Annotated in this window: 18 protein-coding genes and 1 pseudogene; 18 read left to right on the forward strand and 1 reads right to left on the reverse strand. The window is 66.9% G+C overall.

Features of this window, described 5'->3' with window-relative positions; genetic code table 11:
* Nucleotides 1–44: 44 nt before the first annotated feature.
* The 4 genes from N5C88_RS19340 to N5C88_RS19355 all read left to right on the forward strand — a co-directional run bounded on the left by N5C88_RS19340 (nucleotide 45) and on the right by N5C88_RS19355 (nucleotide 2,902).
* Complete coding sequence (locus tag N5C88_RS19340) at nucleotides 45–1,268, forward strand: FAD-dependent monooxygenase (protein ID WP_280016026.1); 1,224 nt, start codon at nucleotides 45–47, stop codon at nucleotides 1,266–1,268.
* A gap of 178 nt (nucleotides 1,269–1,446) precedes the next feature.
* A complete protein-coding gene (locus N5C88_RS19345) occupies nucleotides 1,447–1,713 on the forward strand; it encodes a hypothetical protein (RefSeq protein WP_280016027.1) in 267 nt (88 codons plus the stop codon).
* 84 nt (nucleotides 1,714–1,797) lie between these two features.
* A complete protein-coding gene (locus tag N5C88_RS19350; protein ID WP_251880335.1) occupies nucleotides 1,798–2,004 on the forward strand; it encodes a hypothetical protein in 207 nt (68 codons plus the stop codon).
* Between the two features lie 61 nt (nucleotides 2,005–2,065).
* The gene (locus N5C88_RS19355) at nucleotides 2,066–2,902 is read left to right on the forward strand and encodes a hypothetical protein (protein WP_280016028.1); all 837 of its coding nucleotides are present in this window, start codon (nucleotides 2,066–2,068) and stop codon (nucleotides 2,900–2,902) included.
* Nucleotides 2,903–2,905: 3 nt separating this feature from the next.
* Here the strand turns inward: N5C88_RS19355 and N5C88_RS19360 are convergent, their stop codons facing one another.
* Nucleotides 2,906–4,156, reverse strand: a complete 1,251-nt coding sequence (locus N5C88_RS19360) for an NnrS family protein (protein ID WP_280016029.1) — start codon at nucleotides 4,154–4,156, stop codon at nucleotides 2,906–2,908.
* Nucleotides 4,157–4,390: 234 nt separating this feature from the next.
* On the opposite strand from N5C88_RS19360, the gene N5C88_RS19365 reads away from it, so the two are divergent.
* The 14 genes and pseudogenes from N5C88_RS19365 to N5C88_RS19430 form a co-directional block, all read left to right on the forward strand.
* Nucleotides 4,391–5,668, forward strand: a complete 1,278-nt coding sequence (locus N5C88_RS19365; protein WP_059379680.1) for a nitrate/nitrite transporter — start codon at nucleotides 4,391–4,393, stop codon at nucleotides 5,666–5,668.
* A 10-nt stretch (nucleotides 5,669–5,678) separates the two neighbouring features.
* Complete coding sequence (locus tag N5C88_RS19370) at nucleotides 5,679–7,067, forward strand: NarK family nitrate/nitrite MFS transporter (protein WP_059379681.1); 1,389 nt, start codon at nucleotides 5,679–5,681, stop codon at nucleotides 7,065–7,067.
* A gap of 154 nt (nucleotides 7,068–7,221) precedes the next feature.
* The gene (locus N5C88_RS19375; RefSeq protein ID WP_280016030.1) at nucleotides 7,222–10,965 is read left to right on the forward strand and encodes a nitrate reductase subunit alpha; all 3,744 of its coding nucleotides are present in this window, start codon (nucleotides 7,222–7,224) and stop codon (nucleotides 10,963–10,965) included.
* Nucleotides 10,962–12,527 carry a nitrate reductase subunit beta gene (gene narH, locus N5C88_RS19380; RefSeq protein ID WP_059379683.1) on the forward strand — a complete coding sequence of 522 codons (1,566 nt, stop codon included), beginning with the start codon at nucleotides 10,962–10,964 and terminating at the stop codon, nucleotides 12,525–12,527. Before N5C88_RS19375 ends, narH begins: the two co-directional genes overlap by 4 nt.
* A gap of 14 nt (nucleotides 12,528–12,541) precedes the next feature.
* Entirely contained in the window at nucleotides 12,542–13,189 is a 648-nt protein-coding gene (gene narJ, locus N5C88_RS19385; protein WP_280016031.1) for a nitrate reductase molybdenum cofactor assembly chaperone, read from the forward strand.
* 18 nt (nucleotides 13,190–13,207) lie between these two features.
* Complete coding sequence (gene narI, locus N5C88_RS19390) at nucleotides 13,208–13,891, forward strand: respiratory nitrate reductase subunit gamma (protein WP_059379684.1); 684 nt, start codon at nucleotides 13,208–13,210, stop codon at nucleotides 13,889–13,891.
* 22 nt (nucleotides 13,892–13,913) lie between these two features.
* Nucleotides 13,914–14,675, forward strand: coding sequence for a peptidylprolyl isomerase (locus tag N5C88_RS19395; RefSeq protein ID WP_118931947.1), 762 nt, complete (start codon nucleotides 13,914–13,916; stop codon nucleotides 14,673–14,675).
* A complete protein-coding gene (moaA, locus tag N5C88_RS19400; RefSeq protein ID WP_118931948.1) occupies nucleotides 14,672–15,670 on the forward strand; it encodes a GTP 3',8-cyclase MoaA in 999 nt (332 codons plus the stop codon). The genes N5C88_RS19395 and moaA overlap by 4 nt, the downstream gene beginning before the upstream one ends.
* A gap of 1 nt (nucleotide 15,671) precedes the next feature.
* A complete protein-coding gene (locus N5C88_RS19405; protein ID WP_059379687.1) occupies nucleotides 15,672–16,331 on the forward strand; it encodes a carbonic anhydrase in 660 nt (219 codons plus the stop codon).
* Nucleotides 16,328–16,825: a molybdopterin-guanine dinucleotide biosynthesis protein B gene (gene mobB, locus N5C88_RS19410; protein ID WP_280016032.1), complete on the forward strand. Its 498-nt coding sequence runs from the start codon at nucleotides 16,328–16,330 to the stop codon at nucleotides 16,823–16,825. Before N5C88_RS19405 ends, mobB begins: the two co-directional genes overlap by 4 nt.
* Nucleotides 16,826–16,904: 79 nt before the next feature.
* Nucleotides 16,905–18,842 carry a type IV pili methyl-accepting chemotaxis transducer N-terminal domain-containing protein gene (locus tag N5C88_RS19415; RefSeq protein ID WP_059379689.1) on the forward strand — a complete coding sequence of 646 codons (1,938 nt, stop codon included), beginning with the start codon at nucleotides 16,905–16,907 and terminating at the stop codon, nucleotides 18,840–18,842.
* An 11-nt stretch (nucleotides 18,843–18,853) separates the two neighbouring features.
* Nucleotides 18,854–19,525, forward strand: a complete 672-nt coding sequence (locus tag N5C88_RS19420) for a response regulator transcription factor (protein WP_054454724.1) — start codon at nucleotides 18,854–18,856, stop codon at nucleotides 19,523–19,525.
* Between the two features lie 78 nt (nucleotides 19,526–19,603).
* Entirely contained in the window at nucleotides 19,604–20,620 is a 1,017-nt protein-coding gene (locus N5C88_RS19425; protein ID WP_251880320.1) for a peptidase U32 family protein, read from the forward strand.
* Nucleotides 20,617–20,958 (forward strand): annotated as a pseudogene (locus N5C88_RS19430) (U32 family peptidase); the annotation flags it as partial. The gene N5C88_RS19425 and the pseudogene N5C88_RS19430, both read left to right, overlap by 4 nt.

Consider the following 20,958-nt stretch of genomic DNA (forward strand, 5'->3'; position numbering starts at 1 on the left):
CCGCCAGCGGCGCGTCGAGGCGGGCATTGAAGGAGAGCAAAAGCGTGGAAATCGGAATACTGGGCGGCGGCATTGCGGGCTTGAGCGTGGCGTTGGCGTTGCGCCAGCAGGGCCACAGGCCGCGCGTGTACGAACGCAGGTCGCAGCCCGCGGCCATGGGGGCTGGCGTGACGTTGTGGCCCAATGCGGGCTTTGTGCTCAAGGAGTTGGGGCTGTTGCAGGACATCGCGGCGGTAAGCGGCCGGCCGGCCGCGATGCGCCGGCTGGACGCGGCAGGCAATCCGCTGGGAGGCCTGGATATCGCGCTGCTGGACCGTTTGATGGGACACCCGACCCATACGGTATTGCGCAGGGATCTGCAGACGGTGCTGCTGGACGCTGCCGCGGCGGCCGGCATCCCGGTGGCGTACGGGCATCGGGCGGTGACGATCGAGCCGGACGGAGACGGCCGGGCGGTGGCGCGGTTCGAAAACGGGCTGAGTATCCGCCCGGACCTGCTCATCGGCGCCGACGGTCGCATGGATTCGGTGGCGCGCCGCTATGTCGCGGGCGATAACGCGCCGGTCTACCAGGGCTTCGTGAACTGGATAGGCGTGGCGCAGGCGGATGACGCGCTGGTCGATGAAATCGCCATCCGGGACTATTGGGGCGCGGGCGAGCGCTTTGGCGCCGTGGCGGTGCGGCCAGGGCTGGTCTATTGGGCGGGGGCGCAGGCGCGGCCCTTGCGCGCGACGGCGCCTGCCACGGACCCGCGCCAGGAGGTAGAGACCTTGTTCGGCGGGTGGCCTGAGCCTGTCGCCCGCATCATCCGCGCAACGCCGGCGCATGCGGTCCATCTGATCTTCGTGCATGATCATGAACCCTTGAAAATCTGGAGCCGGGACAACGTACTGCTGGTGGGCGATGCCGCGCACGCGCCCTTGCCTACCTCGGGGCAGGGCGCGTGCCAGGCCCTGGAGGACGCCTGGCACCTGGCCCGATGCCTGGACGGCGGACACGATGCGCTGGAGGCGGCCTTGCTGCGCTTTGCGCAGCTACGCGCTCCCAAGACCGCGCAGCTGATCGAGCAGGCCAGGGTACACGCGCGCGGCCTGTTCGCCGCCGATCCCGAAACCTGCCGCATGCGCGATGAACGCGCCAAGGCCTCCGACCCCGTACGCGACGCGCAGGCCTTGGCGGCAGGGTGGGCTCGAGGTTTGCCTATGCCAGGCGGTGCGCAGGGGGCTGCTGCGGAAGACGTCGGCTTCCGCAGTCTGTATCGGATCTGAACCCGTTTCGGGTACGGGGCTTGCTGAAGTGCCGGTTTGGGAGGAGGGCGCGGAGACTGGGCTGGCCGACGCCCGGGGCCTGGACGCCGCCAGCCATGGCGAGCAGGACCAGGGCATCCGCGATCCCAGGACCCAGTAAACCGCAGTAGCATGAAAGCAGGATTCGACAGGAGGCCCTATGGAACACGCCAGATGGGATTTCGAGCTCGAGCGTCCGGTTGAGCAACAGGGCAGCTGGAGCATTGCTTACGTACTGGTTCCGCCGGCGGTGGGCGCGCCGCAAGAGCGTATTGCCGTCGAAGAGCGCTTCGCGTCGGCCCAGGTTGCGATCGACGAAGCGACGCGGCTGGCCCAGATCCACGTCGCGGACCTGAACGGCGATACGGCGTCTTTCGAGAAACCGACGGACACGGAAGTGCCGTTCGGCAAGAATCCGCGCTTCTGATGCCTCTTGCGCTGGCTTGGTGGCATGGCGCTTGCTGATACCGGGCTGCGGCGGATTTCGCCGCATTTCCTGATAGGTGCCGCGATGCCCCAGATCCAATTCGAGTTGGCCTTGCATCCGATAACGATGGCGTCCGTGCCGCCGCCCGGGACTGCCGTCCACCGGCCGCCGCCGGTGAACCCGGACGACGCCAGTGACAGCGCTCAGGGCGACGAGGTGCCCGACGAGGACATCGAACCCGCTGACACGACGGCCAAGGACAACGCCGCCGAGGGTTCGGCCGACAGGTAACCTAAAATGGCGCTCCGATCATTTCAAGGCGCTCCAGGCGCCGCCTGCCCAGGTTCTCTCCATGCAAGAAAACACGTCCGCCGCGCTGCCGGCATCCGGAACGCCGCAACGCCAGCGATTCGAGTCGCTCGCGCGCACGCTAGAAGAGCAGCGCGCCCGCCTGCGGGGGTGGCAGGCCGTGCTGCCCGAATACCAGAAGAAATACGAGGACGTGCTGGCGCCGCTGGAGACGGTCGAGGTCGAATTGAAGGCCAAGCTGGTGGCCTGCTTCGACCACGCCTGCAAGCAGAAGGAACTGACCAAGGCGGAACGCGCCCTGGCATCCGAAATTGCCGCGCAGCTCGCGCAGGAGACGCTGGACGCCATCGTGCTGGACGGCACGCCGGCCGAGTGCGACACGGACAGGCTGAAGGCCTTGTATCTCAAGCATGCCGGCTCGGATTACGACGCCAGCGCGGAAGACGTACAGGACGAGGACGAGGTCGAAGTCGAAGCGCCGCCGGCCCAGGCGGCGGCCGGCCGGGCTGCGCCGGCGCCCGAGACGCTGGCGGAAATCGACGCCTTGGCCGCTGCCGGTCCGGATGGGCTGGCTGGCGTCGATGAGGAACGCTACGCGCAGTACAACCAGGCGCTGGACGCGCAGCTCGCCGTGTTGGCCGGCGACATCGCGGCCGCGGAAGACGGCTTCAAGGCCAAATACCATTTCGATCCCGCGCAGTCCATAGATCCTGCCGACCTGATGGAAGACCTGGACGCGGAGATCGCCGATGCCGAGGAATACATAGGCGAACTCGAGTTCGAGCTGTCGCAGTTCGTGGACATGCAGCAGGTCAAGGCCTGGCTCAAGGCCATGAAGCAGCAGCTCGCGGCCACGCGCCGGCGCGAAGGGCGGGGCTGAGGCTCAGGCGGCCGGACGCCGCCCGACCGCCACCACCTTCATCACTGGCGCTGCGGTCTTGCCCGCATCGGCCCGCGGCCGGATCATCATGGGGAAGAAGCGCCACAGGTACAGCGCGAAGGCCAGCGCCCAGGCGGTGGCCGAGGCGTGCAGGAAGCCGATGGCGGCGGCGGTCGGGAGCAGGGCGGCCAGGCGCAGCAGGGCCGCCAGGATCATCAGCGCATAGCTCAGCACCATGCTGCGGTCAGTCTGCAGCGGCCGGCCCAGGTGGCCGAGCGCGGTGCGCGTGACCATGCCCAGGATCAGCACCGAGAATCCGGCCACGCCGATCACGTGGGCGGGCCAGGCGGGCCGCAGCACGTAGCCGGCCAGTTGCGCCGCGCCCACCAGAAGGCCGATGCCCAGGCCGCCGTACCCCGCGTACAGAATCCATAGCAGCGGCACCTTGCGTACCGCCCAGGGCTTCCACGATACCCATTGCGCCAGGGCGATCAGCCCGGTCGCGGCCAATGCCAGCGCGGCGGCCTGCGGCTGGCCGGCAAGCAGGCAGGCGATGGCGACGATGCCCGTGCCCAGCTGCCAGTGGCCGCTGCGGGTGTGCGGCGGGATGTCCAGCCCCGCAACGGCGCGTTTGGCGAAGAAGGGGATGACGCGGCGCGCGATCAGCAGCGTCAGCACCGCCATGCACAGCAGGCCGGCGTTGAAGTAGCGCATCAGTGCGAAGTAGTCGCCCTGGACCGAGGCCCAGAGGTAGAGCGCGTTGGTGGCGGCCAGGCCCAGCAGCAGGAAGGGAATGCCGTAATTGCGCTGATTGCGCGTGACGGCGACGGCTCGGCCCAGCGCGCCCGCGGCCCACAGGAAGAACAGCAGATCCGCCGACGCGGCCACCACGAAGGCCGGGCGTCCTGGCACGAGATAGCCCGCGCGCGCCACGATCCACACCGCGCACAGGACCGCCAGAGGCGTGCCGCGCAAGGGGTTCTTGCCGGTCCAGTTGGCGCCTGCCGTCAGCAGGAAGCCGACCGCGATGGTGGCGACGAAGCCCCACAGCATTTCGTGCGCATGCCAGAACATGCCGTTCAACACGCCCGTCAAGCGGGCAGGGGCATGCACCCACAGCAGCACGGACGCCAGCGCCCAGAAGCAGCCGGCCAGGTATAGCGGCCGGAAGCCCATTTCCGTGAAGGCGCTCCATTGGGGCTTTGCGCGGCGGGGGGCCGCCGCCGGCTCTTCGATGCTAAGCAGCGTGCTCATGTGAGTAGTCGCGGCGCCGTTTCGGCTTCGCTTTTAAAGGTGTATTTGAAATGCATATTAATGCGTCCGGCGCTTTGCCGCCAGCGCGGCCGCTTGATCCAGCGCAAGCCGGGCCGGCAAGAAAGGGGTGACTAGTCACATCGGCACGGGGCTTCTGGTCGGCTGGCGAATGGTCCGCAAGGCCCGCCATGCCTAGGCTAGCCACATGTCTTCGTGAGTAAAGCGAGAGTAACCATGGCAGCAAGTCAACCTTCCGCCGGCGCGCCGATGCGGGTCCTGATTTCAAGCACATTCGCCTTCACCATCTGTTTCGCGGTGTGGATGATCTTTGCGGTGCTGGGCATTCCCATCAAGCAGCAACTGGGCCTGTCTGAAACCGAGTTCGGCCTGCTGGCCGCCATGCCGGTGCTGACCGGTTCGCTGGTGCGGGTGCCGCTGGGCATCTGGACCGACCGCTACGGCGGGCGGCCGGTGTTCTTCATCCTGATGCTGCTGGCGGTGGTGCCGATCTGGCTGCTGTCCTACGCCACCGAATACTGGCAGTTCCTGGTGCTGGCGCTGTTTGTCGGCCTGACGGGCGGCTCGTTCTCGGTGGGTACGCCCTACGTGGCGCGCTGGTTCCCGCGCAACAAGCAGGGCCTGGCGATGGGCGTGTTCGGCGCCGGCAACTCGGGCTCGGCCATCACCAAGTTCGTGGCCCCCGCGCTGATCGCGGCGGCGGGCGGGGCCTGGGTCATCGTGCCCCAGGTCTATGCCGTGGCGTTGCTGGTCACCGCCATCCTGTTCTGGCTGTTCTCTTCTTCCGACCCCTCGCACCGCGTCAAGAGCGGCGCCAGCCTGTCGGCGCAGATGGCCATGCTGAAGGACCCGCGCGTCTGGCGCTATTGCCAGTACTACTCGGTGGTGTTCGGCGGCTACGTGGCGCTGGCGCTGTGGATGACCAAGTACTACATCGGCGAATACGGCTTCGACATGAAGCTGGCGGCGTTGCTGGCGGCCTGCTTCTCCCTGCCCGGCGGCGTGCTGCGCGCGGTGGGCGGCTGGATCTCCGATCGCTACGGCGCCTACAAGACCACCTGGTGGGTGATGTGGGTGTGCTGGGTCGCGTTCTTCCTGCTGAGCTATCCGCAAACGGAATTCACCATCGCAACGGCCAACGGCCCGCGCAGCTTCGGCATTGCGCTGGGACCGGTCACCTTCACCGTGTTGCTGTTCGTGGTCGGCATCGCCATGGCCATCGGCAAGGCCTCGGTCTTCAAGTTCATCTCGGACGAGTTCGGCGAAAACATCGGCGCCGTGTCCGGCATCGTCGGCCTGGCCGGCGGCCTGGGCGGCTTCGTGCTGCCGATCATGTTCGGGGTTCTGCTCGACCTGACGGGCGTCCGCTCCAGCGCCTTCATGCTGCTGTACGGCACCGTCTGCGTCTCCCTCATCTTCATGCATTTCAGTTTCCGGCCGGAAAGCGCGGCCATCGCCCGGCAACACGCCGTCTCTCCTTCCACCACCTCCTGAGAGTATCCCTATGTCTTCCACTCAAGTCCTTGCGCGCTGGGAGCCGGATAATCCCGGCTTCTGGAAGCAGACCGGCGCCCGCGTCGCCAACCGCAATCTCTGGATCTCCATTCCGGCGCTGATGCTGGCGTTCAGCATCTGGATGCTGTGGAGCGTGGTGGTGGTCAACCTGGACCGCGCCGGCTTCATGCTGTCCAAGAACCAGATGTTCTGGCTGACGGCGTTGCCCGCGCTGTCGGGCGCGACCCTGCGCATCTTCTATTCCTTTCTGGTGCCGGTGTTCGGCGGGCGCAAGTGGACGGCCATCTCCACGGCCTCGCTGCTGATCCCGGCGCTCGGCATGGGCTTCGCCCTGCGCGACCCGACCACCTCGTTCCCGACCCTGCTGATCCTGGCGCTGCTGTGCGGCCTGGGGGGCGGCAACTTCAGCTCCAGCATGGCCAACATCAGCTTCTTCTTCCCCAAGGAGAAGAAGGGCCTGGCCACCGGGCTGAATGCCGGCATCGGCAACCTGGGCGTGTCCCTGGTGCAGTTCGTGGTGCCGGTGGTGATTTCCATCGGCGTGTTCGGCGTGGCGGGCGGCGAGCCCCAGGTCATCAACGCCAATGGCGCGCAGCAGAATCTGTGGCTGCAGAACGCCGGCTTCATCTGGGTGATCCCGATTGCGCTGGCCTCGATCGCGGCGTGGTTCGGCATGAACGACATCGCCGACGCGCGCGCCTCGTTCGCGGACCAGGCCGTCATTTTCAAGCGCAAGCACAACTGGCTGATGTGCTGGCTGTACGTGGGTACCTTCGGCTCCTTCATCGGCTTCTCGGCGGGCTTCGCCATGCTGACCAAGACGCTGTTCCCGCAGGTCGACCCCATGGCCTATGCCTTCCTGGGCCCGCTGGTGGGATCGCTGACGCGGCCGTTTGGCGGCTGGGTGTCGGACAAGCTGGGCGGCGCGCGCGTCACGCTGTTCACCTTCGCGGCCATGATCGCGGCGGTGCTGGGCGTGGTGACGTTCCTGCCGGTCGCCGGGCAGGCCGGCAATTTCAATGGCTTCCTGGCCATGTTCATCGTGCTGTTCGCGCTGACCGGCGTGGGCAACGGCTCGACCTTCCGCATGATTCCCGTGATCTTCCTGCGCGAACGCACGCAGGCGGCCGAAGGCAAGGGTGCCGCCGCTCAGAAGCAGGCCCAGGCGGACGCCGCCAAGGAATCGGCCGCGGTGCTGGGCTTCTCGGGCGCGATCGGCGCATACGGCGGCTTCTTCATCCCGCGCAGCTTCGGCACCTCGCTCGAGATGACCGGCAGCGTGCAGGCCGCCCTGTATTGCTTCATCGGGTTCTACGCCACTTGCATGGTCATCACCTGGTGGTACTACGCCCGCCGCAATGCGCCGGTGCCTTGCTAGCGCGTAGCGGACGCGGCCGGAGTGACTAGTCATTCTGCCGCGCCCGGCCTGTGCCACCGGCGAATGGTCCGGCAGGCGGGCCGCGCCCACAATGGATTCAACAGCATCGATCGCAGTACGCGCCGGCGGGGCCGGCGCTCTTGGAGAATAGAGAATGAGCCATTTTCTGGACCGCTTGAAGTTCATGTCGCGGGTGAAATCCACCTTCGCGGACGGTCACGGCGAAACGGTCAACGAGGACCGCAAGTGGGAGAACGCCTACCGCGCCCGCTGGCAGCATGACAAGGTGGTGCGTTCGACGCACGGCGTGAACTGCACCGGCTCCTGCTCCTGGAAGGTCTACGTCAAGAACGGCCTGATCACCTGGGAAACCCAGCAGACCGACTACCCGCGCACGCGGCCGGACCTGCCCAACCATGAACCCCGCGGCTGTCCGCGAGGCGCCTCCTACAGCTGGTACGTCTACTCGGCGCAGCGCGTGAAGTATCCGATGATCCGCGGCCGCCTCATGGAAATGTGGCGCGAGGCGCGCAAGACCATGGACCCGATCGCGGCCTGGGAATGGATCAGCCAAGATCCCAAGCGCGCCAAGCGCTACAAGGCCGTGCGCGGACTGGGCGGCTTCGTGCGTGCGGACTGGGACACGGCGATGGAGATCGTGGCCGCCGCCAACGCGCTCACGATCAAGAAGTTCGGCCCCGACCGCGTGATCGGCTTTTCGCCGATCCCGGCCATGTCCATGGTCAGCTATGCGGCAGGCGCGCGCTATCTCAGCCTGCTGGGCGGCGCCTGCCTGAGCTTTTACGACTGGTACTGCGACCTGCCGCCCGCCAGCCCGCAGATCTGGGGCGAACAGACCGATGTGCCGGAATCGGCCGACTGGTACAACTCGACCTACCTGATGGTGTGGGGCTCCAACGTGCCCCAGACCCGCACGCCCGACGCGCACTTCTACACCGAGGTCCGCTACAAGGGCACCAAGACGGTGGCCGTGTCCAGCGACTTCGGCGAAATGGTCAAGTTCGGCGACATCTGGCTGGCGCCCAAGCAGGGCACGGATGCCGCGCTCGCCATGGCCATGGGCCATGTGATCCTGAAGGAATTCCATCTGTCCGGCGCATCGGAATACTTCCGCGACTATGTGCGCCGCTACACCGACATGCCCATGCTGGTGCTGCTGAAGGAGCGCGACGGCTTCCACGCGCCGGACCACTTCCTGCGCGCCTCGCATCTGGACGGCGCCCTGGGCGAACAGAACAACCCCGACTGGAAGACGCTGGTGCTGGACGCCAAGACAGGCGACCTGGTCGCACCCAATGGCAGCATCGGTTTCCGCTGGGGCGAGGGCGCGGTCAACGGCGGCGAGAAGGTCGGCCGTTGGAACCTGGAGTCCAAGGACGGCGGCAGCGGCCGCGAGATCGAACCCGCGCTGAGCCTACTGGATCAGTCCGACGCCGTGGTCGGCGTGGGTTTCCCGTATTTCGGCAGCGAGCATGGCGAGCTGCAGGTGCGCAATGTGCCTGCGCGCCGCATCCGCCTGGCCGACGGCAGCGAGGCCCTGGTGGCCACGGTGTACGACCTGCAGATGGCCAACTACGGTCTGGACCGCGGCCTGGGCGGCGGCAACGTCGCCAGCTCCTATGACGATGACGTGCCTTACACGCCCGCCTGGCAGGAAAAGCACACCGGCGTGCCGCGCGCGCAGGTCATCCAGGTGGCGCGCGAGTTCGCGCAGAACGCCCACGACACCGAAGGCAAGTCCATGGTGATCGTCGGCGCCGGCCTGAACCACTGGTACCACATGGACATGATCTACCGCGGCATCATCAACATGCTGATGATGTGCGGCTGCGTCGGCAAGAGCGGCGGCGGCTGGGCGCACTACGTGGGCCAGGAAAAGCTGCGCCCGCAGTTCGGCTGGGCGCCGCTGGCCTTCGCCGCCGACTGGGTCCGCCCGCCGCGCCAGATGAACGGCACGTCGTTCTTCTATGCGCACACCAGCCAGTGGCGCCATGAAAAGCTGAACGTCCAGGAAATCCTGGGCCCGACGGCGGACCGTGGCCGCTATGGCGACCTCAGCATGATCGACCTGAACGCCCGCGCCGAGCGCATGGGCTGGCTGCCGTCGGCGCCGCAATTGCGCACCAATCCGCTGGACGTGGTGGCGCAGGCCGAAAGCCAGGGCAAGGACCCGGTGGCTTACGTGGCTGAACAGCTGAAGTCGGGCGAACTGCGCATGTCCTGCGAGAACCCCGACGACCCGGCCAACTTCCCGCGCAACATGTTCGTGTGGCGCTCCAACATCCTGGGCTCCAGCGGCAAGGGCCACGAGTACTTCCTGAAATACCTGCTGGGCACGCAGAACGCGGTGTTCGGCGACGAAGCGGAAGCGATCAAGCCCACCGAGGTGACCTACCAGGAAGACGCGGCCGAAGGCAAGCTGGACCTGCTGACGGTGCTGGACTTCCGCATGAGCACCACCTGCCTGTATGGCGACATCGTGCTGCCCACGGCCACCTGGTATGAAAAGGACGACCTCAATACGTCGGACATGCACCCCTTCATCCACCCGCTGAGCGAAGCCGTGCAGCCGCTGTGGGAAAGCAAGACCGACTGGGAGATCTACAAGCTGCTGGCCAAGAAGTTCAGCGAGATCGGCGGCCCCTACCTGGGCAAACGCCGTGACGTGGTGCTGACCCCGCTGATGCACGACACCCCGGGAGAACTGGGCCAGGCTTTCGAACCCAAGGACTGGAAGCTGGGCGAATGCGACCTGGTTCCCGGCAAGACCGCGCCCAACATGACGGTGGTCGAACGCGACTACAACGACATCTACCGCAAGTTCACCTCGGTGGGGCCGCTGCTGGACAAGCTGGGCAACGGCGGCAAGGGCATCAACTGGAACACCGAGCACGAGGTGCATGAGCTGGCCGGCATCAACGAGGCCGTGACCGAGCCGGGCGTGAGCCAGGGCCGGCCCAAGCTCGACACCGCCATCGATGCGGCCGAGATGATCCTGACTTTCGCGCCCGAGACCAATGGCCACGTGTCGGTCAAGGCCTGGGAAGCGTTGGGCAAGATCACCGGACGCGACCACGCGCACCTGGCCATCGGCCGCGAGCACGACAAGATCCGCTTCCGCGACATCCAGGCGCAGCCGCGCAAGATCATCTCCGCACCCACCTGGTCGGGTCTGGAAAGCGAAGAGGTCAGCTACAACGCCGGCTACACCAACGTGCACGAGCTGATTCCATGGCGCACGCTGACCGGCCGCCAGCAGTTCTACCAGGACCACCGCTGGATGCTGGACTTCGGCGAAGGCTCCTGCGTGTACAAGCCGGCCATCGACACCAAGACGGTTGCGCCCATGCTGGGCCGCTACCCGAACGGCGAGAAGGAACTGGTCCTGAACTGGCTGACGCCGCACCAGAAATGGGGCATCCACAGCACGTACTCGGACAACCTGCGCATGCTGACGCTGAGCCGCGGCGGTCCTCACGTGTGGATCTCGGAAGCCGAGGCCAAGCAGGCCGGGCTGGTCGACAACGACTGGGTCGAAGTCTTCAACGTGAACGGCACCCTGACGGCGCGGGTGGTGGTCAGCCAGCGCGTGCCGGTGGGCATGTGCCTGATGTACCACGCGCAGGAAAAGATCGTGAACGTGCCTGGGGCGGAAACCAGCGGCAAGCGCGGCGGCATCCATAACTCGGTCACGCGCACGGTGCTCAAGCCCACGCACATGATCGGCGGCTACGCCCAGCAGGCCTACGGCTTCAACTACTACGGCACCGTGGGCGCCAACCGCGATGAATTCGTGGTGCTGCGCAAGATGAAGAAGGTGGACTGGCTCGAAGGTCCGCTGGTTGAAGCAACGCAACAAGAAGAGAAGCAATCATGAGGATACGCGCCCAAATCGGCATGGTGCTGAACCTGGACAAGTGCATCGGCTGCCACACTTGCTCGGTCACCTGCAAGAACGTCTGGACCAGCCGCGACGGCGTCGAGTACGCCTGGTTCAACAACGTGGAAACCAAGCCCGGCATCGGCTATCCCAAGGAATGGGAGAACCAGGAGAAGTGGAAGGGCGGCTGGAAGCGTACCGCCGCTGGCAAGCTGGAACCGCGCCAGGGCGGCAAGCTGCGCATCCTGGCCAACCTCTTCGCCAACCCGAACCTGCCGCAGATCGACGACTACTACGAGCCGTTCACCTTCGACTACGAGCACCTGCAAAAGGCGCCGCTGTCGCAGACGCCGCCCACCGCGCGTCCGGTGTCGGTGTTGACCGGCAAGAAAATGGACAAGATCCATTGGGGCCCGAACTGGGAAGACGACCTGGGCGGCGAATTCAGCGCGCGCAGCCGCGACGCCTTGTTCGAGGGCGTGCAGAAGGAGATGTACTCGACCTTCGAGAACACCTTCATGATGTACCTGCCGCGCCTGTGCGAACACTGCCTGAACCCGGCCTGTGTCGCCAGCTGCCCGTCCGGTTCCATCTACAAGCGTGAAGACGACGGCATCGTGCTGGTCGACCAGGACAAGTGCCGCGGCTGGCGCATGTGCATCTCGGGTTGCCCGTACAAGAAGATCTACTACAACTGGAGCAGCGGCAAGGCCGAGAAGTGCACCTTCTGCTATCCGCGTATCGAAGCCGGCCAACCCACGGTGTGCTCGGAAACCTGCGTGGGCCGCATCCGCTACCTGGGCGTGATGCTGTATGACGCCGACCAGATCGAGCATGCCGCGTCCACCGCCAGCGAACAGGACCTGTACCAGTCGCAGCTCGACCTGTTCCTGGACCCGCATTCGCCCGAGGTGATTGCCGCCGCGCGCGAGCAGGGCATCCCGGAATCTTGGCTGGAGGCCGCGCGTAAATCGCCGGTCTACAAGATGGCGGTGGAGTGGCGCGTCGCCTTCCCGCTGCATCCCGAATACCGCACCTTGCCCATGGTCTGGTACATCCCGCCGCTGTCGCCCATCCAGACGGCCGCCGAGTCCGGCCAGATGCCGCGCCGCACGGTGGGCAAGAGCGGCATGATTCCCGACGTCTCCAGCCTGCGCATCCCGGTACGCTACCTGGCCAACCTGCTCACGGCGGGCAAGGAAGCGCCGGTGGTGCAGGCGCTGGAACGCATGCTGGCCATGCGCGCCTACAAGCGCTCCGAGACGGTGCATGGCGAACGCGACACGGCCTTGCTGGACCAGGTGGGGCTGACGGAGGCCACGGTGCAGGACATGTACAAGATCATGGCCATCGCCGACTACGAAGACCGCTTCGTGGTACCCAGCAGCCACAAGGAAGTCGTCGAGGACAGCTTCAACGAGAAGGGCAGCTGCGGCTTCACCTTCGGCAACGGCTGCTCCGGCGGGGTGTCGGAAGGCACCTTGTTCGGACGCAAGCCCCAGGGCAGCGAGATCTTCATCGAGATGCCGAAATCCCGCAAGAAGGCCGCTTCGGCCTAGGAAAGGAGAAAACCATGAGTCTTTACCGCCTGCTTTCCGCCTTGCTGTGCTACCCGGAACCCGAGCTGCTGGACGCGCTGGGTGAAGTCGAAACCGCCTTGGCCGACTATCCCGACGCAGAGGAAACCCTGCAGCCGCTGGTCGGCTACCTGGCCACCAACGACCTGATCGCGCTGCAGGAGAACTACGTCGCCACCTTTGACCGCAACCGCTCGCATTCGCTGCACTTGTTCGAACACGTGCACGGCGAAAGCCGCGACCGCGGCCAGGCCATGGTGGACCTGCTGGACACCTACCGCGAGCACGGCTTCGAGCCGGTGGTGTCCGAGCTGCCTGACCATGTGCCGCTGTTCCTGGAGTTCCTGGGCGTCATCGACCCGGCCCAGGCGCAGGACCTGCTGGACGATGCCATCCACGTGCTGGCCGCCATCGGCGCGCGCCTGGCCAAGGGCGAAAGCTCCTACGCCTGCATCTTCGCGGTGCTGCGCGCCCAGTCCCGCGTGATTCCGCGCGAACAGACCGAGGCGCCCGTGCGCGACATGGACGAGGCGATGGAAACGTTCGGCATAGGCGCGGACGGCGTGGAACCGCTGCTGCGGCCGTTCTCGGGCGATGGCGCGCAGACCGTGCGCTTCTATCCCCGCGCGCCCGCGGCTCATTAATCTTCAGGACGACGCATCATGAACTCCCTGAATCAGTTCTTCTTCGGCATCTATCCCTACATCGCGCTGACGATCTTCCTGTTGGGCAGCCTCGTGCGCTTCGAGCGCGAGCAATACACCTGGAAGACGGACAGCTCGCAGCTGCTGCACCGCGGGCAACTGCGGCTGGGCAATATCCTGTTCCACGTCGGCATCCTGGGCCTGTTCTTCGGGCATCTGGCCGGATTGCTGACGCCGGTGGTGGTGTGGGACACGCTGGGCGTGTCGCACAGCCTGAAGCAGACCGTGGCCATGGTGGCCGGCGGCGTCATGGGCGGGCTGTGCCTGATCGGCCTCCTGATCCTGATCCATCGCCGCCTGAGCGACCCGCGCATCCGCGCCACCACGCGGCCCGGCGACAAGCTGCTGCTGTTGTGGATCCTGGTCACGCTGTTGCTGGGCCTGTCCACCATCGCGCTGTCGGCCGGCCACATGGACGGTGAAATGATGGTGCGCCTGATGACCTGGGCGCAGCACATCGTCACCTTCCAGGGCGACGCGGCCAGCCATATTGCCGACGTGCCGCTGCTGTTCAAGGCGCACCTCTTCATGGGCCTCACGCTGTTCGTGATCTTTCCGTTCACGCGCCTGGTCCACGTCTGGAGCGGCTTCGCCTCGGTGGGCTATCTGGGCCGCGCCTGGCAGCTGGTCCGTCCGCGCTGATTCCCTGTCCCAGGAGCCGACCATGCCTGTCATCGTCAATGGCGTCGAACTGAACGACGCGGATCTGGAACGCGAACTGCCGCTGCATGCGGAGGCCGGCAATCCCATGCGCGAGGCGATCACCGCCCTGGTGCTGCGCCGCGTGCTGCTGGACGAGGCTAGCCGGCTGGGCCTGGACCCCGCGGACGAGGAGGGCGCCATCGGCGCCTTGCTGGCCCGCGAGGCGCCGGCGCCCGAGGCCGACGAGGCCGCCTGCCGCCGCTTCTACCAGATGCACCCGCAACGCTTCATGGCGGGCGAGCTGATCGAGGCGGACCACATCCTGTTCCAGGTCACGCCGGGCGTGAACCTGGACATGCTGCGGGCCCATGGCAACGCCGTGCTGGCGGAGTTGATGGAAGATCCGTCGCGCTTCGCCGAGGTGGCGCGCGAACAATCGAACTGCCCGTCCGCCGCGGTGGGCGGCAGCCTGGGCCAACTGGGCCGCGGCGACACGGTGCCGGAATTCGAGCGGGCGGTGTTCGCGCTGCCCGCGGGGGGCCTGTTGCCGCAGTTGCTGGAAACCCGCCACGGTCTGCATATCGTGCGCGTCACGCGGCGTATCGAAGGCCGCATGCAACCCTACGAGCATGTGGCCGGACAGATCGCCGCCGCGCTGTCGTCCATGAGCCGCGATACGGCCTGGCGCCAGTACGCCAAGCTGCTGGTCGAACGCGCCGACATCCAGGGCATAGACCTGCAGGGCGAAGAGCCCGAGCGCGTCTACAGCGGGAGCGCCGCATGATGGACGAGCCGGCTGCGGGACCCCTGGTGGACGGCCATGGCCGCCGCATCGACTATCTGAGGGTGTCGGTCACGGACCGCTGCGACCTGCGTTGCAGCTATTGCCTGCCCAAGGATTTCAAAGGATTCGAAACCCCCGCGAATTGGCTGCGCCACGACGAGATGGCGCGGCTGGTGGGGTTGTTCGCCGGGTTGGGCGTGAGCAAGGTCCGGCTGACCGGCGGCGAGCCGCTGCTGCGCCGCGGCGTTGCAGGTCTGGCTGGCGTCATCGCCGCCATGCCCGGTTTGAAGGATCTGTCCGTGTCCACCAACGGCACGCAGCTCGCGCGCCACGCGCACGACCTGCGCGCCGCGGGCGTGGACCGGCTGAACATCAGCCTGGACACGCTGGATGCCGCCGCCTTCAGCCAGATCACCGGCCGGGATTGCCTGGAGTCGGTGCTGGCCGGGCTGGCGGCGGCCAAGCAGGCGGGCTTTGCGCCCATCAAGCTCAACAGTGTGGTGCATGCGGCCACGCCCGAGGCCGAAGTGCGCAGGCTGCTGGATTACGCGGTGGCGCAGGGCTTCGTGCTGCGCCTGATCGAGCCCATGCCCATGGGCAGCTGCGGCCAGGGCTACGCCCACACCGACTTGAATGCCCTGGGAGCACGGCTGGCCGCCGAAACCGGCCTGGTTCCCGCCCTGGGCGGGGCGGGCGCGGGACCGGCGCGCTACTGGACCACGGGCCATGGGACGCCTGTGCTGGGCGTGATCACCCCCATGTCGCGCCATTTCTGCGCGAGCTGCAACCGCGTCCGGCTGGGCGTGGACGGCACCCTGTACTTGTGCCTGGGGCAGGAAGACCAGGTGCCGCTGGGCCGCCTGCTGCGCGCGGGCGCCAGCGACGCCGAATTGATCCAGGCGATCCGGGCCGGCATCGCCGCCAAGCCGGAACGCCACGATTTTGTGGCCCGTCCGGAACGCATCGTGCGCTTCATGGCGCAGACGGGAGGCTGACATGCGCGACATCGAACGGCTGGTCGACGGCTTCCAGCGCTTTCAGCAGCAGTACTACGAGGACGCGCCATCGCTATACCGCAATCTCTGCGAAGGCCAGCACCCCAGCACCTTGCTGGTGGGCTGCTGCGATTCGCGGGTGGATCCGGCCATGCTGCTGGGCTGCGACCCCGGCGACATCTTCACGGTGCGCAATGTCGCCAATCTGGTGCCGCCGGCCAGCACCGACCGCGGCCTGCAGGGCGTGCTGGCCGCGATACAGTTCGCGGTGGAGCAGTTGCAGGTCAGCCGCATCATCGTGCTGGGCCACGCCCACTGCGGCGGCATACGGGCGCTGATGGACCGGCGCACCCGGGGCGACGGCGAGACCGACTACCTGGAGCGCTGGATGGACATCGCGGAACCGGCCCGCAGGCAGGTGCTGCAGCAGATGCCGCAGGCGACCGCGGCCGAACGCCGTCGCGCCTGCGAGCAGGCCTCGATCCTGATTTCGCTGCGCAATCTGGAAGACCTGCCCTTTGTGCGGCGCGCGGTGGAGGCGGGCAGCCTGACCCTGCATGGCTGGTACTTCGACCTGGTGGCGGGCGCTTTGCTGGCATACTCGGCGCGGGCGGACGGATTCCTGCCCATCGTATGCCCATTGTTCACGGAGCTTGCATGACCCCAGTTTTCGGCATCGCCGGCCGTTCCGGCAGCGGCAAGACCACCCTGATCGAGGCCATGTTGCCGCTGCTGGCCGCGCGCGGCCTGCGGGTCAGCGTCATCAAGCACAGCCACCACGATTTCCAGATGGAGCCGCCCGGCAAGGACAGCGCGCGCTTCCGCCAGGCGGGCGCCCTGGAGGTGATGGTGGCCTCGCCGTTCCGCTACGCCATCGTCCACGAGTTGCGCGACGCCCCGGAACCCACGCTGGACGAGCAGCTGGCGCGCCTGTCGCCGGCCGACCTGGTGCTGGTCGAAGGCTTCAAGCAGGCCGCGATCCCGCGCATCGAAGTGTACCGGCCTACCTTGGGCAAGCCGCCCCTGCATGCGCAAGACAGCAGTTTCCTGGCGGTGGCCACCGACGCGCCGCTGGATACCGATTTGCCCTGCCTGCCGGTCAACGAGCCGGCGCAAGTCGCGGATTTCATTTGCCGCACCCTGGGGCTGGCTTGAGGGCGTGGCTCCGGAACAAGAGGCGCTGCGGCTACACTGGAAGCCGCAGCATTCCTCCAGCAAGACCGCGTTGAAAGCCATGAAGCCCACCGATACCGCCGCCCCAGCCGACGGCCTGCCTTCGCCCTGGCATCGCCTGTCCACGCGCATCGTCATCAGCTCCCTGGTGGCGCTGGTGGTGGTGCTGTCCATGGTCAGCTGGACGCTATGGCTGTCCTGGCAGCTGGAAGGCGCGGGCGCGGCCATCAACGACACGGGCAGCCTGCGCATGCGGGCCAACCGCGTGGCGGTGGAGCTGATGCGGCCGCAGGCCGGACGCGAGTTCCGCACCAACGAGCAGGTCCTGCTCATGGACGACACCATCGCGCGGCTGGCGCGCGGCAACCCCGCGCGCCCGCTGTTCATTCCCAACGACCAGGCCATCCGCAAGCAATGGCATGACGTGGCCGCCTACTGGTACGACATCATGAAGCCGGCCGCCACGCGCGCCCTGGCCCAGCCGGATGCCGCCACCTATCTGGAGACCCTGCCGGAATTCGTGGCCCGGGCCGACACGCTGGTGCGCATGATCGAACAGGACAACGCCGGCAAGACCACCTCGCTGCGGTTGTCGCAGGGCGTGCTGGCGGCTATCGCCAGCGCCGGCACGCTGGCAATGATCTACCTGCTTTACCTCTGGATCATTTCGCCGGTACTGCGCCTGCGCGATGGCCTGCAACGCATGGCGGCCAGGGAATTCAGCACCCGGCTGCCGGTGGAAAGCCAGGACGAGTTCGGCGTGCTGGCGCGCGGCTACAACCGCATGGCCGATGAATTGCAGGATCTGTACACCGGCCTGGAGCGGCGGGTGGAAGAAAAGACCGCGCAACTGGCCGCGCAGAACCGCGACATCGGCGCGCTCTACGACATGGCTGCCTTCCTGAACCAGCCCAACGAGATCGAGGCGCTGTGCGACGGCTTCTTGCGGCGCGTGATGCTGCAGTTCGACGCCGAGGGCGGCAGCATCCGGGCGCTGGATCCCAACAACGAGAAGCTCAACCTGATGGTGTCGGTGGGGCTGTCGGACGAACTGGTCGAGTCCGAGCATTGCATGCGTGTGAACGACTGCTATTGCGGCGTCGCCACGCGGCAGGCTGGGGTCATCGTCATCCAGGATTTCCGCGAGTCGCCGCCGGCCATGGAACTGAATTGCCAGCGCGACGGCTTTGCCAGCGTGGCCGTGTTCCGCATCGTCACGCGCGACGAGGTGCTGGGTTCATATTCCCTGCATTTCCGCCAGCAGCGCCGCTTGTCACCGGCCGAATCGCAGTTGCTGGAAACACTGGGCCAGCATCTGGGCGTGGCCCTGGACAACCGCCGCCTCAGCGCGCAGGCGCGCCAACTGGCGGTGGTGCGCGAACGCGGACTGGTGGCGCAGGGGCTGCACGACAGCCTGGCGCAGGGCCTGAACTTCCTGAACCTGCAATTGCAGATGCTGGACGCCGCCGTCAAGCGCGGCGACCAGGCGGAGATCGACGAGATCCTGCCGCTGTTGCGTACCGGCGTGGACGAAAGCTACCAGGACGTGCGCGAACTGCTGACCAACTTCCGCACCAAGCTGTCGCAGGGCGACCTGCAGGCCGGTATCGAAGACACCGTGGCGCGGTTCCGGCGGCAGACGGGGATCGAAACCGAGCTGCGCTTCGGCCCTGGCGCGGGCGCGCCGCTGGCACCCGACGAGCAGTTGCAGGTGCTCTTCATCCTGCAGGAAGCGCTGTCCAACGTGCGCAAGCATTCCGAAGCCAGCCACGTGCGCATTGACGTCGCCAACGACCGCGACTTCAGCCTGGTCATTGCCGACGACGGCCAAGGGTACGACCCCGCCGAGGTGGCCGAACGCGGCGAATCGCATGTGGGCCTGCACATCATGCGCGAACGCGCCGCGCGCATGCGCGCCGTGATAAAACTTGAATCACAGCCCGGCGCCGGCACGCGCGTCGCGCTGACCTTGCCCGGCAGCGAACGCCAGGCCGCTTGAATATTCCGACCATGCCCATCCGTATACTCCTCGTCGACGACCACACCCTGTTCCGCTCGGGCGTGCGCCTGCTGCTGCAACGCCAGCCCGACTTCGAGGTCGTGGCCGAGGCCGGCGACGGCGTCGAAGGCCTGAAACGCGCCAAGGAACTCAAGCCGGACGTGGTGCTGCTGGACCTCAACCTGCCGGGCCTGTCGGGGCTGGAAACGCTGCAGCTGCTGACGCAGGAATTGCCATCGTGCGCGGTCATCATCCTGACGGTGTCGGAAGAGGCCGACGAACTGGGGCAGGCGCTGCGCGACGGCGCCCGCGGCTATCTGGTCAAGAACATCGACGCCGAGGCGCTGACCGCCGCGATCCGCCGCGCGGCGGGCGGCGAGCCGGTCATCGCCGAAAGCATGACGGCCAAGCTGGTCGAGCAATTCCGCGGCCAGGCCAGCCTGGCGGCGCAAGCGCCGCAGCCAGGGGGCAGCGCCGAGCGCCATCGCCTCACCGCGCGCGAAACCCAAATCGTGCAATGGCTGGCGCGCGGCGCCAGCAACAAGGTGATTGCGCGCGAACTGGACGTCAGCGAAAGCACGGTCAAGATCCACGTGCAGAACGTGTTGAAGAAACTGAACCTCACCAGCCGGGTGCAGGTCGCGGTGTACGCGGTCGAACACGGCCTGTACACGGAAGAATAGGGCGGCATGCGGCATTCGGCACGGGCCGTTTGATCTGCGACAAGGCCAGGGGCGTGGTGGCCCCATAGACTGGCCGGCATGGAAACTCGAACCTCTCCCATGGAGCTCGTGGCCCCCGCCGGCAGCCTGGCCGCGCTGAAGGCCGCCATCGATGCCGGCGCCGACACCGTCTACCTCGGGCTCAAGAACGCCACCAATGCCCGCAACTTCGCCGGGCTCAATTTCACCGAAAGCGATATCCGCGCCGGCGTCGAGCTGGCCCACAGCCGCGGACGGCAAGTGCTGTTCGCCATCAACACGTTTGTGCAGGCCGGCCGGGCGCCCGAATGGCGCGCCGCCGTCGACGCTGCCTATGGATTGGGCGCCGATGCGGTCATCATGGCCGACGCCGGGCTGCTGGCCTACGCCAGCGACCGCTATCCGGACCTGCGCCTGCACCTGTCGGTGCAGGGTTCCGCCACGCATGCTGACGCCATCGAGCTGATGAAGGAACAGTTCGGCATACGCCGCGTGGTGCTGCCGCGCGTGCTGACGCTGGCGGAGATCGCGCGCATCTGCGCCAATGTCAGCGTCGAGGTCGAGGTGTTCGGCTTCGGCAGCCTGTGCGTCATGGCCGAAGGCCGCTGCCTGCTGTCGTCCTACGCCACCGGCGATTCTCCCAACAACAAGGGCGTCTGTTCGCCCGCGCATGCCGTGCGCTGGTCGGAAGAGAACGGCCGCATGGATGCGCGCTTGAACGGCATCCTGATCGACCGCTACGAACCGGGCGAACCCGCCGCCTATCCCACCCTGTGCAAGGGCCGCTTCGATGTGGACGGCCAGGCGGATCACGCGCTGGAGGAACCCACCAGCCTGAACGCCATCGGCCTGTTGCCACGGTTGGCGGAGATGGGCGTGTCCGCCGTCAAGATCGAAGGGCGGCAGCGCAGCCCGGCCTATGTCACCCAGGTGGTGTCGACCTTGCGCGCCGCGTTGGACAGCGCGCATGCGGACGCTTCCCGCTTTTCGCCCCGTCCCGAATGGAACGCCATGCTGGCGCGCCATTCCGAGGGTTCCCAAGTCACGCAAGGCGCATTCGAACGTCCATGGAAATGAAACCTAGCGCGTACCGGATATCGGTCGCACCGTTGCAGTACTACTGGCCGCGCCAGCACACGCTGGATTTCTACGCGTCGCTGGCCGATGGCCCCGCCGACATCATCTACGTGGGCGAAACCGTCTGTAGCCGCAGGCACGAGCTGCGCGCCGAGGACTGGATGGAGCTGGCGCGCGACCTGCGCGCCGCGGGCAAGACGGTGGTGCTGTCGGGCCGCACGCTGATCGAGACCGGCGCCGAGGCCAGCGCGTTGAAGAAGCTCTGCGGGCAGGACGACTTCATGGTCGAAGCCGGCGAGCTGGGCGCGGTGCGGCACCTGAACGGCCGCGCCTTCGTG

It is taken from the genome of Achromobacter sp. GD03932, from assembly GCF_029839485.1.
Taxonomy (GTDB): domain Bacteria; phylum Pseudomonadota; class Gammaproteobacteria; order Burkholderiales; family Burkholderiaceae_B; genus Achromobacter; species Achromobacter bronchisepticus_A.

Bases quoted from the DNA above. Each gene is read 5' to 3' on its own strand.
- N5C88_RS19345 (WP_280016027.1), top strand. From the start codon at position 1,447: ATGGAACACGCCAGATGGGATTTCGAGCTCGAGCGTCCGGTTGAGCAA.
- N5C88_RS19350 (WP_251880335.1), top strand. From the start codon at position 1,798: ATGCCCCAGATCCAATTCGAGTTGGCCTTGCATCCGATAACGATGGCG.
- N5C88_RS19355 (WP_280016028.1), top strand. From the start codon at position 2,066: ATGCAAGAAAACACGTCCGCCGCGCTGCCGGCATCCGGAACGCCGCAA.
- N5C88_RS19360 (WP_280016029.1), bottom strand. From the start codon at position 4,156: ATGAGCACGCTGCTTAGCATCGAAGAGCCGGCGGCGGCCCCCCGCCGC.
- N5C88_RS19365 (WP_059379680.1), top strand. From the start codon at position 4,391: ATGGCAGCAAGTCAACCTTCCGCCGGCGCGCCGATGCGGGTCCTGATT.
- N5C88_RS19370 (WP_059379681.1), top strand. From the start codon at position 5,679: ATGTCTTCCACTCAAGTCCTTGCGCGCTGGGAGCCGGATAATCCCGGC.
- N5C88_RS19375 (WP_280016030.1), top strand. From the start codon at position 7,222: ATGAGCCATTTTCTGGACCGCTTGAAGTTCATGTCGCGGGTGAAATCC.
- narH (WP_059379683.1), top strand. From the start codon at position 10,962: ATGAGGATACGCGCCCAAATCGGCATGGTGCTGAACCTGGACAAGTGC.
- narJ (WP_280016031.1), top strand. From the start codon at position 12,542: ATGAGTCTTTACCGCCTGCTTTCCGCCTTGCTGTGCTACCCGGAACCC.
- narI (WP_059379684.1), top strand. From the start codon at position 13,208: ATGAACTCCCTGAATCAGTTCTTCTTCGGCATCTATCCCTACATCGCG.
- N5C88_RS19395 (WP_118931947.1), top strand. From the start codon at position 13,914: ATGCCTGTCATCGTCAATGGCGTCGAACTGAACGACGCGGATCTGGAA.
- moaA (WP_118931948.1), top strand. From the start codon at position 14,672: ATGATGGACGAGCCGGCTGCGGGACCCCTGGTGGACGGCCATGGCCGC.
- N5C88_RS19405 (WP_059379687.1), top strand. From the start codon at position 15,672: ATGCGCGACATCGAACGGCTGGTCGACGGCTTCCAGCGCTTTCAGCAG.
- mobB (WP_280016032.1), top strand. From the start codon at position 16,328: ATGACCCCAGTTTTCGGCATCGCCGGCCGTTCCGGCAGCGGCAAGACC.
- N5C88_RS19415 (WP_059379689.1), top strand. From the start codon at position 16,905: ATGAAGCCCACCGATACCGCCGCCCCAGCCGACGGCCTGCCTTCGCCC.
- N5C88_RS19420 (WP_054454724.1), top strand. From the start codon at position 18,854: ATGCCCATCCGTATACTCCTCGTCGACGACCACACCCTGTTCCGCTCG.
- N5C88_RS19425 (WP_251880320.1), top strand. From the start codon at position 19,604: ATGGAAACTCGAACCTCTCCCATGGAGCTCGTGGCCCCCGCCGGCAGC.